This window comes from Streptosporangium sp. NPDC002544, assembly GCF_040295965.1.
GTDB lineage: Bacteria > Actinomycetota > Actinomycetes > Streptosporangiales > Streptosporangiaceae > Streptosporangium.
Genome location: NZ_JBEOWJ010000033.1, coordinates 92,607 through 104,678, shown reverse-complemented (window position 1 = coordinate 104,678; position 12,072 = coordinate 92,607). Strand labels below are relative to the sequence as shown.

Annotated in this window: 13 protein-coding genes; 4 read left to right on the top strand and 9 right to left on the bottom strand. The window is 67.1% G+C overall.

Translation table 11 applies throughout. From position 1 onward, the window contains the following. Positions 1-303: 303 nt before the first annotated feature. Positions 304-1,491: an NAD(P)/FAD-dependent oxidoreductase gene (locus ABT061_RS37425; protein WP_350927071.1), complete on the bottom strand. Its 1,188-nt coding sequence runs from the start codon at positions 1,489-1,491 to the stop codon at positions 304-306. Positions 1,492-1,781: 290 nt separating this feature from the next. Between ABT061_RS37425 and sigJ the strand changes: the two genes are divergently transcribed. The 3 genes from sigJ to ABT061_RS37410 all read left to right on the top strand — a co-directional run bounded on the left by sigJ (position 1,782) and on the right by ABT061_RS37410 (position 5,171). Next, positions 1,782-2,780 (top strand): RNA polymerase sigma factor SigJ, encoded by a 999-nt coding sequence (sigJ, locus tag ABT061_RS37420; protein WP_350927069.1) that lies wholly within the window; start codon positions 1,782-1,784, stop codon positions 2,778-2,780. Between the two features lie 186 nt (positions 2,781-2,966). After that, positions 2,967-4,163, top strand: coding sequence for a cytochrome P450 (locus ABT061_RS37415; RefSeq protein ID WP_350927067.1), 1,197 nt, complete (start codon positions 2,967-2,969; stop codon positions 4,161-4,163). A 330-nt stretch (positions 4,164-4,493) separates the two neighbouring features. Continuing rightward, positions 4,494-5,171: a DoxX family protein gene (locus tag ABT061_RS37410; RefSeq protein WP_350927065.1), complete on the top strand. Its 678-nt coding sequence runs from the start codon at positions 4,494-4,496 to the stop codon at positions 5,169-5,171. 80 nt (positions 5,172-5,251) lie between these two features. Here ABT061_RS37410 and ABT061_RS37405 read toward each other — a convergent pair whose 3' ends face one another. The 7 genes from ABT061_RS37405 to ABT061_RS37375 all read right to left on the bottom strand — a co-directional run bounded on the left by ABT061_RS37405 (position 5,252) and on the right by ABT061_RS37375 (position 10,224). Further along, positions 5,252-5,686 carry a hypothetical protein gene (locus ABT061_RS37405; protein ID WP_350927063.1) on the bottom strand — a complete coding sequence of 145 codons (435 nt, stop codon included), beginning with the start codon at positions 5,684-5,686 and terminating at the stop codon, positions 5,252-5,254. Then, positions 5,683-6,888 carry a cytochrome P450 gene (locus ABT061_RS37400; RefSeq protein WP_350927061.1) on the bottom strand — a complete coding sequence of 402 codons (1,206 nt, stop codon included), beginning with the start codon at positions 6,886-6,888 and terminating at the stop codon, positions 5,683-5,685. Before ABT061_RS37400 ends, ABT061_RS37405 begins: the two co-directional genes overlap by 4 nt. Positions 6,889-7,216: 328 nt before the next feature. Beyond that, positions 7,217-7,978 (bottom strand): ABC transporter permease, encoded by a 762-nt coding sequence (locus ABT061_RS37395; RefSeq protein WP_350927059.1) that lies wholly within the window; start codon positions 7,976-7,978, stop codon positions 7,217-7,219. A 9-nt stretch (positions 7,979-7,987) separates the two neighbouring features. Continuing rightward, entirely contained in the window at positions 7,988-8,776 is a 789-nt protein-coding gene (locus ABT061_RS37390) for an ABC transporter ATP-binding protein (protein ID WP_350927057.1), read from the bottom strand. Further along, positions 8,776-9,189, bottom strand: coding sequence for a DUF1048 domain-containing protein (locus tag ABT061_RS37385; RefSeq protein WP_350927055.1), 414 nt, complete (start codon positions 9,187-9,189; stop codon positions 8,776-8,778). The genes ABT061_RS37390 and ABT061_RS37385 overlap by 1 nt, the downstream gene beginning before the upstream one ends. A 2-nt stretch (positions 9,190-9,191) precedes the next feature. After that, on the bottom strand, positions 9,192-9,521 hold the full coding sequence (locus ABT061_RS37380; RefSeq protein ID WP_350927053.1) for a PadR family transcriptional regulator: 330 nt from the start codon (positions 9,519-9,521) through the stop codon (positions 9,192-9,194). Positions 9,522-9,771: 250 nt separating this feature from the next. Further along, a complete protein-coding gene (locus ABT061_RS37375) occupies positions 9,772-10,224 on the bottom strand; it encodes a sigma factor-like helix-turn-helix DNA-binding protein (RefSeq protein WP_350927051.1) in 453 nt (150 codons plus the stop codon). A gap of 11 nt (positions 10,225-10,235) precedes the next feature. Between ABT061_RS37375 and ABT061_RS37370 the strand changes: the two genes are divergently transcribed. Further along, positions 10,236-10,478, top strand: a complete 243-nt coding sequence (locus ABT061_RS37370; protein WP_350927049.1) for a LysR substrate-binding domain-containing protein — start codon at positions 10,236-10,238, stop codon at positions 10,476-10,478. 47 nt (positions 10,479-10,525) lie between these two features. On the opposite strand, the gene ABT061_RS37365 is transcribed toward ABT061_RS37370, so the two are convergent. Further along, positions 10,526-11,614 carry an epoxide hydrolase family protein gene (locus tag ABT061_RS37365; RefSeq protein ID WP_350927047.1) on the bottom strand — a complete coding sequence of 363 codons (1,089 nt, stop codon included), beginning with the start codon at positions 11,612-11,614 and terminating at the stop codon, positions 10,526-10,528. Between the last annotated feature and the right edge of the window lie 458 nt (positions 11,615-12,072).

The window sequence follows — 12,072 nt, the reverse complement described above, 5'->3', positions numbered from 1 at the left end:
GTCCTACCGGTTACGCATCATTCCTCTTCAACTCGCCCGGCTGACCGGATGCGCCTGCGGCACCTCCACGTTCATCAGTCGTCGACTCCTACTCGACCTCGACATCGGCGACTTCGCCCGGGCCACCAGGCTGACCACCGACGAAGCCGCCGCTTTGACGCTGCTTCCCTGGACGGACCGCCACCCTCCGATCGCGCGTTCACGATCCGGGTCCCCCTGGCCGACGTCCTTCGACTATTTCGTAGACGATCGTGAACAACAGCGGACGCAACAGGGTGAACCGCTCGGCATGCTCGTCGGTAGTCACGGGGACGTGACCACCCGTGTGGCGGCGGTCGGCTGCTCAGGACGCGGCCCGCCCTTGGGCCAGAGCAGGGAGCCCGGCTTGCGGGCCTCGCGGCGAATCTTCCACACCCCGAGCTTGCAAGTTAGCTCCTTGTATGCCGCGCCAATGCGGCCGCCGACGTAGACGTTCACCGAGGTGTCGTCTTTGCGGGCGAGCTGTCGCATGGCGGCGCGCCGGCCGAGGCTGACGCACGACCCCGTGAGGGCCAGGTTGATCACCGCCGGTTCGGTCCCCGCAACGCGGCTCAGCACCGTGTTGGCGGCCTGCGCCCCCAGCGGCGCGGCGGCCTGGCAGCTCATCCGCAGCGGCTGGCCCGACGGTGCGGCGGCGTCGCCGGCCGCGACGATGCGGTCATCGTCGACGCTGGTCAGCGTCTCGTCGGTGAGCAGCCGGCCGAGCTCGTCGGTGCGCAACCCGCTCGCGGCCGCCAACCCCGGCACGCCGAAACCTGCCGCCCAGATGGTCAGTGCGCTCGCACGCACCGCACCGTCGGCGAAGACGACCGTGTCCGGCCGGACCTCGGTCACCTCATTGGCCTCGAGCACGGCGACACCGTGCCGGGACAGCCACTTGGCGACGTATCGGCGACCCGGCGCACTCACTGAGGGCGCCAGGATTCCGCCACACACCAGCGTGACCGTGCGTCCTTGTTCGGCCAGTTCGGCGGCCGTCTCGATGCCGGTCAACCCGGCGCCGACCACGGTGACCGGAGCATCGGGAGGCAACTCGTCAAGCTTGGCGCGCAGCCGCTGCGCAGACTCGAATTCGGCGATGGAGACAGCGAATTCGGCCGCGCCGGGCACCGACAACGGTATCGCTGCGGTGCTGCCGACCGCGTAGATGACGTAGTCGTAGTCCAGCGCGCAGCCCGACGCCAGCCGCACCGTGCGGGCGGTGGTGTCGATGCGTGTGGCGCTGCCGACCACCAACTGGATGTCCTCGCCCAGCAGCGTGCCGTAGTCCACCGTGGCCTCGCCGGTGCCGGCCACGAACTGGTGCAGCCGGATTCGGTCGACGAACTCCGGGCGGGGATTGACCAGCGTGATGTCGACGTCGGCGCGCATCCGCAGATGGTTGGCCGCGAGTGTTCCGGCATAACCGCCACCGATGACGACGACCTTGTGGGGTGTGTGGTGTTCGGGCATGGACATGACAACGTTTCCCTTCTCGATTGGGGGTGGTCCTTCAACACGAAGTGGCCGGCGCGGGGACGATGCCGTGTTCCGACACGGGGTTCTCGACGGCGATCCGCATACCCGCCGGGGGCGGCTACCCGCGTGCTGGATGGTGTCTCACCAGTCCGACAACACAAGACCTCGGAATGTGAGGCGGCATGTGAGGCGACGCGCCAACCTCACAGTTCACTGCGCTGTCTTGTCGAACTGGTGAGGGCAGACCCGACCAAGGGAGTCAGTGACACGATGGCCAGGACACCATGACCACCCCATCCGAGCCAGGACACGGCCGGCCGGATCCGGGCCTGAGCGCGATCATGAACGAACGGCGCCAGCTGACCAATCTCGCCTACCGGCTCCTCGGCTCCCTGGCCGATGCCGAGGATGTCGTCCAGGAGACCTACGCCCGCTGGTACGCCATGTCCCGGCAACAGCAGGACGCCATCACATCCCCCGGCGCCTGGCTGACCAAGGTCGCCGGCCGCCTCTGCCTCAACGTGCTCTCCTCGGCACGAGCCCGGCGAGAGACCTACGTGGGCGAGTGGATCCCCGAGCCGCTGCCCGAACCTAGGGAGTGGATCACCGGGCGCCCGGACAGCATCAGCGTCGACCCGGCCGACCGGGTCACCCTGGATGAGTCGATCAACATGGCCTTCCTCGTCGTGCTCGAATCGATGACCCCGGCCGAGCGCGTCGCGTTCATCCTGCACGACGTCTTCCGCTACCCCTTCGCCGAAGTGGCCGAGATCGTCGGCCGCACCCCCGCGGCCTGCCGCCAGCTGGCCTCCTCGGCCCGCCGCCGCATTCACGCGTCGCGGGCTCCCGCGGCTCCGGCATCCCAGCAGGCCGGCATCGTCAGGGACTTCAAACAGGCATGGGAAGCCAAGGACATCAACGCCCTCATCGGCCTCCTCGACCCCGACGCCACGGCGACCGCCGACGGCGGCGGCGTCGTCGGCGCCCTACTCCGCCCGATCGAAGGCGCCGAGCAGATCGTGCGCTCACTGCTCAATCTCGCCGACAGGCTACGCAACCTGACGATCCTGGAGCGTACGGTCAACGGCCAGCCCGGCCTGATCGCTCAGCACGATGGCGTCACCGTGTCGGTGTACGCGTTCGACATCGCAGGCGACCGGATCAAGCACATCTGGGCGGTACGCAACCCCGACAAGCTCCGGCCGTGGACCGGTGGGGCCGCAGCACTCGGCGACTCAGGAACAGCACGTGGCGCCCGAGCGACAGAAGATGATCTTAGCTAGCGCGGACACGCTTGGTTTCGAGCGCGCCTTGCCCGAGGTCAAAGGGTTTCGCCGATGCCCCCACCCGCGATGGACAGGTATCGCCGCAGGCCGGTGGCACCACACACGACGCTCAATGTTCAGTCGCCTTTGCAGACTTACCTGGTAGTGCAGACGGTCTCACACGATCACAGGATGGATGGACAGATGATGACGAAAGCGCTGGAATTGCCGCTACACATGCGGCGGAACGGGCTCGACCCGGTCGAGGAACTGGCCCGGGCTCGCCACAGCGAGGGTGTGGTACAGGTGAAGACGCCGTTCGGCGCGCCCGCGTACGTGATCTGCCGCTATGAGGACGTTCGCCAGGTGCTGTCGGATCCGGCCCGGTTCAGCAGCGCCCTGACACCGTTCCCGGGATCCGGGCAGATGAACGCCGACGAACTGGCCAAGATGCAGGCCGGGCAGCTGATCGGATTCGACCCGCCCGAGCACACGCGGCTGCGCCGGATGCTCACCCCGGAGTTCACGGTACGCCGGATGCGCAGGCTCGAGCCGCGGATCACCGAGATCGTCCAGACGGCTCTGGACGATCTGGAGCGGGCCGGCAAGCCGGCCGATCTGGTGGCGCGCTTCGCGCTGCCGGTGCCGTCGCTGGTGATCTGCGAGCTGCTGGGCGTGCCGTACACCGACCGCGCCGCCTTCCAGGATCGTTCCGCTCGTCTGCTGGATGTGTCGTTGCCGATGGAGCAGCGGAACGCGGCACAGCGGGAGGACCGCGCCTACATGGCCGACCTGGTGGCCCGCGCCCAGGCGGACCCGGGCCAGGACATGCTCGGCATGCTGGTGCGCGAGCACGGCCACGATCTCAGTACCGACGAGCTGATCGGCATCGCGGGGCTTCTGCTGCTGGCCGGGCATGAGACGACCTCGAACATGCTCGGCATGGGCACCCTGGCCCTGCTGCGGCACCCGGACCAGCTCGCCATGATCCGCGACGATCCGGCGCTGATCGAGCCCGCCGTCGAGGAGCTCTTGCGCTGGCTGTCCATCGTGCAGTCGCTGCCGCCGCGCACGACCACGACGGACGTGGAGATCGCCGGGCACACCATCCCCGCGGGATCACTCGTGATCTGCTCGCTTCCCGCCGCCAACCGCGACCCTGCCTTCGTCGACGATCCCGAGACCCTCGACATCACCCGGGGAGCCGCCGGTCACGCCGCCTTCGGCCATGGTGTGCACCACTGCCTCGGGGCGCCGCTGGCGCGGATGGAGATGCGCATCGCCTTCCCGGCACTGCTGCGCCGCTTCCCCGGCCTCGCCCTGGCCGACCCGTACGAGCAGGTGGACTTCCGGGTCTTCAGCATCGTGTACGGCTTGAACTCGCTGGCGGTGACCTGGTGAGCGGACGGCCGCCCGCCTAACAGCTCTACGACACCCCCGAGACGACTGTCCAGCAGATCGCCGACCTGTTCGGCGTGCCCCGGTCGACGTGTACGGGCACCTGAGGCGGACGTCGTCGTGACCGTGCGATTCACCCTCGCCGAAGGCATGCCGAGCCGGCTCCATGCATCGGACGGCGCACCACCGCACCGTGGGGCATCGTGGGCGCCCCACCAGCCTGGTCCGCCAGATTGGCTTCGCCCTCGGCCCCGGCCGGCCACTCCATTGTGGAATCGCCAATCGCCACCTGCGGCTTCGAACCGAAGCCGCTCACAACGCAAGGAGAATCTCATGAACATGCCAGATCGATTTGACGAGGAGGCTGAGACGCAAACTCAAACGACCAAAACGTTCCAGCACGCGACGGACGAGAAGCCGACCACCGTCGCACGAAGCGGCTGGAACTGGAGCCGGATCCGCCCTCTCGCCTTTTGGGCCACCACGTTTGTAATCGTCTTCGAGTTGACTGCTGGATCGGTGTGGAACCTTCTACCGATCGAATGGGTGGAAGTCCAGTTGCGCCACCTGGGATACCCGCACTACTTCGCCTACATTCTAGGCGTGTGGCAGGCTGGTGCGGCCGTCGCGATCATCGCGCCCAGACTCCCGCTGATCAAGGAATGGGCGTACGCGGGTGCCTTTTTCCTGTGGTCGAGTGCCGTGGCGTCGCATCTGATAGTCGGCGACGGGCTTCAGACGTGGGGGGTGCCGCTGATGTTCGGGACGTGCGCCATCGCGTCGTGGGTGCTGAGGCCTGCCGACCGTCGGCTCCCGGAGACGGGGCTCCGTCGGGACCGCCCTGCCAACGCTGGACAAAATGGGGCCGGTCCGCCGGAAACCCGTCCTCGCGCTTGGGCCGTTCCGATCGGGCTCCTCGTTGTTCTGTATGCCGTTTCGTTCCTCACGCTGCCCGCGGCCGAAGCCATGACGCACGAGTGGGCAGTTGAGAACGGCTGGATCGACGAGTAGCGGCCTTGAAGGTCTCGACGTCTCGCCGACACATGCTTGCCTAACGTGGCCTAACGACCTTCTGGAATGGAAGCCGGATGTCACCGTGTTGTCGGCGGCCCTGCGATAGCAGCCGTCGTCATCGGCCGTCCTCTCGCCGACGCAGTCTTTGCCGTCTGAACTTGAGGCCTTGCCCCCGGAGAGGTCGACGCCGTGGATGCGGGTGTCCTGGCCGTAGTCGACGAGCAATACGCCCAGGTTGGCACCTTGAGCTCGGAACTGGTCTCTTTCGGCCGGATGATGTCCACCCGGACCAGATCCTTCTTGCCGTCGCTGTCGACCGGCGACTGCACCTGGACGTACTCGCGGATGGCGTCTTTGTACGAGAAGGCCGGCTGCGTCAGCCCGCCGGAGATTTCGATCGTCGGCTTCGCCGCCGCGGTGGCCACCCCGGGTGTGGCCACTCCGGCCAGCGCCGTGACCCCCACTCGCCGGAAGACCCGCGGCATCCGGACCCTGTTGTTCTTGGTACTCAAGATGCCACGTCCCAGGTGACCGGGAGGCTCTTGACTCCGTAGATGTCCGCGGTCTCCAGGCGCAGGGCAACCTCTTCGGCGGGTACGGCCAGCCGTAGCGTGGGAAAGCGGGTGAGCAGCGCGGGGAAGGCGACCCGCATCTCGACGCGGGCCAGCTGCTGACCCAGGCACTGGTGGATGCCGTGGCCGAAGGCCAGGTGCCCGCCCTCCTGCCTGCGCAGGTCGAGCACGTGGGGGTCGGTGAAGCGCTCGGGGTCGCGGTTGGCGGTGGCGTACGACAGGATGACCGTCGAGCCGGCCTTGATGGTCTGGCCGCCCAGCTCGACGTCCTCCAGTGCGACCCTCGGGAACTGCTTGGCGACGCTCAGATACCGCAGCAGCTCCTCCACGGCCCCGTCGGTGAGCGCGGGCTCGGTGCGCAGCGCGGCCAGCTGCTCCGGGTTCTGCAGCAGCGCGAAGGTGCCCAGCGCCAGCATGTTCGCGGTGGTGTCGAACCCGGCCGACAGCAGGATCAGGGCCATCCCCTGCAGTTCCTCGTCGGTCAGGTCGCTGTCGAGCAGGTCGCTGAGCACGTCGTCGGTGGGGTTGGCGCGCTTGGCGGCCACCAGCTCCGCGAGGTAGTTCTGGGTCGCGGTGTAGGCCGCGATCAGTTCCTCGTCGCCGACCTCCCCGCCGAGGAACTTGTCGATGTGCTCCTGGAAGAAGCCCCGGTCCTCGTACGGCACGCCCAGCAGCTCACAGATGATGATGGAGGGGATGGGCTTGGCGAACGCGGTCACCAGGTCCGCCGACGGCCCGGCCTCCTCCATCGCGTCCAGGTGCTCGGCGGTGACCTGCTCGACGCGCTCGGTGAGCTGTCGCATCCGCCGTACGGTGAACTTGCCCACCAGCGGTTTCCGATAGCGCCCGTGCTGCGGCTCGTCCATGAGGAGGAACTCGCCGGGCGGCGCCGGAGGCACCTCGATCTCGCCGAGGTCGACCAGCGGGTGGTGGCGCATGAGCTCCTTGCGTGAGCTGAACCGAGGGTCGGCCAGGACCGCCCGGACCAGGTCGTAGCCGGTGACCAGCCGGCCCTCGTGTCCGTCGGGGAAGGGGAAGCGGCTGATCGGGCCGTGCTCGCGGGCCTGGATCAGCTCCTTGGGCGGGTCGAAGGGGCAGCCGGGCTGACGCGCGGCCGGCAGCGTGGTGATGGTGTGTTCCATGGTCATTCCTCTCATCGACCTGGGATGAAGTCGCGACAGTACGTGTTTGGCGCGGTTCGAAAGCTGCGTTGCACTCAGAATTCCTGTCAGCCACAGGAAGTGCATTCAGGCAGGTGATCAGCGCTGATCGCTGCGCCGCGAGAAGAAGCGTGGCCGCCCGATCGACTTCGGTGAGGAGCGCAAACGGCGGTACCGCGGTCGCAACGTCGTCGAACGGTGCTTCAACCCTCTCAAGAGATGGCACGGAATCGCGATGCGCAACTACCGCGCCGCGATCTGCCTCTCCGCCACGCTGATCTGGATCAAGAAAGACTCGATCAACACGGCCCTAGGAGATCTTGCGGCGGTAGGTGTTCATGGCGAAGGCGTAGGCGACGATGAGGATGCCGGCACACCAGGCCAGGGCGATCCAGATGTCGGTGCCGACCGGCTGCTGGGTGTACAGGTCGCGGATGGCGTTGACGATGGAGGTCACCGGCTGGTGCTCGGCGAAGGCGCGCACCGGGCCGGGCATGGTGTCGGTGGGCACGAATGCCGAGCTGAGGAAGGGCAGGAAGATGAGCGGGTAGGAGAACGCGCTCGCGCCGTCCACGGACTTCGCGGACAGACCGGCGATGACGGCGAGCCACGTCAACGCCAGGGTGAACAGGATCAGCATGCCGGCGACCGCGAGCCACGCCGGCACTCCCGCCCCCGAGCGGAAACCCATGAGCAGGGCGACGAGCACGACGACCACGAGCGAGATCAGGTTGGCGACCAGCGAGGTCAGCACGTGCGCCCACAGCACGGACGACCGTGCGATCGGCATGGACTGCAAGCGCTCGAAAATGCCGCTCTTCATGTCCAGGAACAGCCGGAAGGCGGTGTAGGCGATGCCCGAGGCAACCGTGATGAGCAGAATGCCGGGCAGCAGGTAGTTCACATACGAAACCGGCCCCGTGTTGATCGCGCCGCCGAACACGTAGACGAACAACAGCAGCATGGCGATCGGCGTGATCGCGGTCGTGACGATGGTGTCCACGCTGCGCGTGATGTGGCGCAGGGATCGTCCCAGCAGGACGGCGGTGTCGCCGAAGAAATGCTTGGTCATCGCTGTTCCTTACGCGTCCGTGCCGACGCCGCGGTCATGGCCGGCGCCGACGAGGGTGAGGAAGACGTCCTCGAGGGTCGGCTGCTTCTCGACGTATTCGACCTTGGCGGGCGGCAGCAGCCGCTTGAGCTCGGCCAGGGTGCCGTTCACGATGATCCGGCCCTCGTGCAGGATCGCGATCCGGTCGGCGAGGTGTTCGGCCTCGTCCAGATACTGCGTCGTGAGCAGCACCGTCGTACCGTGCTCGGCGAGTTCCCTGACGGCCTGCCACACCTCGATGCGCGCCTGGGGGTCCAGGCCGGTCGTCGGCTCGTCGAGGAAGATGACCGGCGGATTGCCGATGAGGCTCATCGCGATGTCCAGGCGGCGGCGCATGCCGCCCGAATACGTCGACACCCTGCGCGCGCCCGCGTCGGTCAGCGAGAAACGTCTCAGCAGGTCATCGGCGATCCTGCCGGGATCCTTGAGGTGCCGCAGCCGGGCGACCAGCACGAGGTTCTCCCGCCCGCTGAGAATCTCATCGACGGCGGCGAACTGTCCGGTGAGGCTGATGGACTCCCGCACGTCCGCAGCCTGCGTGGCGACATCGAAGCCGTTGACGCCGGCCGTCCCCGCGTCCGCCTTGAGCAGCGTGGACAGGATTCTCACGACCGTGGTCTTGCCCGCCCCGTTCGAGCCGAGCAGGGCGAAGATGCTGCCCCGCGCCACGTCGAAGTCCACGCCGCGCAGCACCCGCAGCTCCTTGTACGACTTCTCCAGACCCTGCACATGGATCGCCTGGGCTTGCCGTGTCGTCATCAGACGGTCCTTTCTTCTCTTCCGGTGTCTTCGCCGGCGGCGCGCTCGATGGCGCTGGTGAACCGTGCCCGCTCCCGGCTGATGTACCGCCCCACGGAGTAGTTCTGCACAAACGCCTCGACGAACTCCACGGGGTCCTCCCCGAAGATCTCGCGGATCGGGGTTCCATCCGCCGCGCTCTGCTCGAACAGATCGGCAAGGTCTTCGAACATCGAAGCCGCGTCGGCGCCGTCCCCCGGCCCGAAGTGCATCAGGTACCGCTCCAGCGCTTCGACTGCCGTGCGATAGTTCTCGGGAAGCGCTCTGATCCGCGCCTTGTACTGCCGCCAGCGCCTCTTGTCCTCGAGCGGCCCGGTGACCACCTCCAGGTACTGCAGGTAGCGCCTCTTCGGCTCGGCCGGCTCTGTGGCCATGTCTACTTACCTCCTTCGCGGAGCTGTTCGAGCCGTTCCGTGAGGAAGCTCCAGGTCCTCCAGAACTCTTCGAGATACTCCCGTCCGCGCGCGTTCAGGGAATACACCTTGCGCGGCGGCCCCTTCTCGGACGGGACCTTCTCCACGTCGACGAGGCCGCGCCGCTCGACCCTGACCAGTAGCGCGTAGACCGTGCCCTCGGCGATGTCGGAGAAGCCCTGATCCCGCAGCCACGCCGTGATCTCGTAGCCGTACGCGGGCCGGCCGGACAGGATCGCCAGGACGATGCCCTCCAGCGTTCCTTTGAGCATCTCCGTCACCTGCTTGCCCATGGACCATCCTTCGGCTACTCAATTATACTGACTACTAGTACATAGTAACACTGAATAGTGAAGGCGCAAGCCCCGCAGGATCCCAGTGGCAATGCGGAAATTTCCAACAAAGTAGCCTCCGACCTGCGGCAACGGAGGCATCTGGTCGCCTGCGGCGGGTTGATGATCACTGCCGCTACGTTGGGTGATGCGTTGTCGGAGAAGACGTTCTCCGAGGAGGATTTGGAGCAGCTGCGCTCGCTCCCGGAGATCAGCACAGACTTGAAGTCCCTGACGGCCTGCCGGGATCGCGGTCTCCGGTGACGGCGCGATCCCGGTGTTTCACCACGCCTTTGATCTGTACCAGCTCGACCGACCGTTCTGCGTCGCGCCTCCACCAGCCGACGGCCAGCAGGCGAGCCACCGTGCCGGCCCCCACGATGGGCTGAAGCAGGGCATGTTTGATTCCGCCGCCGTCGCTCAGGGCGACGACGTCCGGTGCGAGGACGTCGAGCAGGCTCTGCAGCTCGCCGGTTTCGACCGCGCGTTGGAAGGCCTGGAGCGCGGCTTGGGTCTCGGCCGGGGAGGCGATGCCGCGGGGTCGGCGGGCGGCGACATGTGCCCGCGCCCGGTGGGCGATCTGGCGTACCGCGTTCAGGCTCTTGTCGACGGCTTCGGCGATCTCGTCGTAGTCCAGATCGAACACCTCGCGCAGCACGAACACCGCCCGCTCGGTTGCCCGACCGTCTCACCGTCTCCCTGCCCGGTTTCCGAGAGATCCTCGCCTACGTCACCTCGGGCCACGGCGTCGCCCTCGTCGGCGCCCAAACGTCGAACTTCTACCCGCGTCCCGGCTTGATCTGCATCCCCGTGGGAGGCAATGCCACGTTCGACTACGCCCTGGTCTGGCGCACCGACCGGCTCAGAACCATCGCCGAGGCCTTTCTCCGCCACATCACGCCGCCGACGGGTAGCTGAGCGACGGGCCGGCCGCTTGTCGGAGTCTCCTAGCGGGTGGCGACCCGCTAGTCGTACTTGATGTGGGTAAGGAAGAAGTCCCGGACGTCCTCGGCGAGCAGCTCTGGCACCTCCATCGCGGCGAAGTGGCCGCCGCGCTCGAACTCCGACCAGTGCCTGATGTCGTACAGCCGCTCGGCCAGCGGTCGCACCGACTGCGTGATGTCGTGCGCGAACACCGCCACGCCGACCGGTACCGGGCATGGCTCGATCCGCCGCGGAGCCTCGCGGTGCAGCCGCGCCGAGGAAGCCGCGGTGGCGGTCAGCCAGTACAGCGAGATGTCGGTGAGCATCCGCTCGTCGCTGATGTGCGAGCGAGGGTCCGTCCACTGTGCGAAGCGCTCGGCGATCCAGGCCAGCTGGCCGACCGGCGAGTCGGTCAGCGCGTAGCCGACGGTCTGCGGGGTGGTGGCCTGCAGAGCCTGGTACGGCGGACGATTCGCCATCAGCTGCCTGATCTTGTCCAGCCGGGCTTCATCCGTTTCGGACAGTTCAATGTCGGCGTCCGGGACCGGCGCGGTCGGCAGGTAGTTGACGTGCACCCCGACGACCTGCTCGGGTGCCACCGTGCCGAGCGCCGTTGAGATGCCCGAGCCGAAGTCGCCACCCTGCGCGCCATAGCGCTCGTACCCGAGACGGCGCATCAGCTCAGCCCAGGCCCGCGCGACCCGGACGATGCCCCAGCCGCGCTCGTGGGTCGGCCCGGAGAAGCCGTAACCCGGGATGGACGGAATCACCAGGTGGAAGTCGCGCGACAGCGGCTCGATCACGTCGAGGAACTCCAGGAACGAACCGGGCCAGCCGTGGGTGAGGATCAGCGCGAGCGCGTCCGGTTTCGAAGACCGGACGTGGACGAAGTGGATGTTCTGGCCGTCGATCTCGGTGGTGAAGTGCGGAAGCTCGTTGAGCTTGGCCTCGTGCTCGCGCCAGTCGTAGCCGGTGCGCCAGTATTCGGCCAGTTCCTTGAGCCGCGCCAGCGGGAAGCCGTAGTCCCACCCGGCGTCGGCGACCTCGTTGGGCCAACGGGTGCGGGAGAGCCGGTCGGTCAGGTCGTCGAGGTCGGCCTGGGGGACGTCGATGCGAAACGGCTTGATCATGGTCTTAACTCCAGGGGGATTCATTCGGCGCCCAAATGTTCGGACGACGGGTGATGACGAGCTGCGAGGTGAGCCTCGACATGGATTTGCGCGCGGCCCGGCTGTCCTGCGGCCGGAGTGAAGATCTCGGTGAGCTCGTAAGGCAGGACGAGGTGGGGCCGCCGTGCGGGAACACCACTGGCGACTCCCCCTGCCCGGTCTCTGTGCAGGCGAGGCAGGAGTCGATGACGGCGACAGTATGCATGATCACTATGTCCTTCGATGAGTTGCATGTCGGACTCTAGAGCTGCATGCCCCAACCGTCAACTATCCAACTAATATCATCGCAACCGTCACTGAAAGAACCATTTGGCGGCCGGCATCACGTCAGGAGGTGAGGCTCGTACCCGGCCAGGTGAGGAACGTCGTCGACGACGCGCCGCATGCGACCACCGGCCACCTGATGCGCCGCGCGTTCA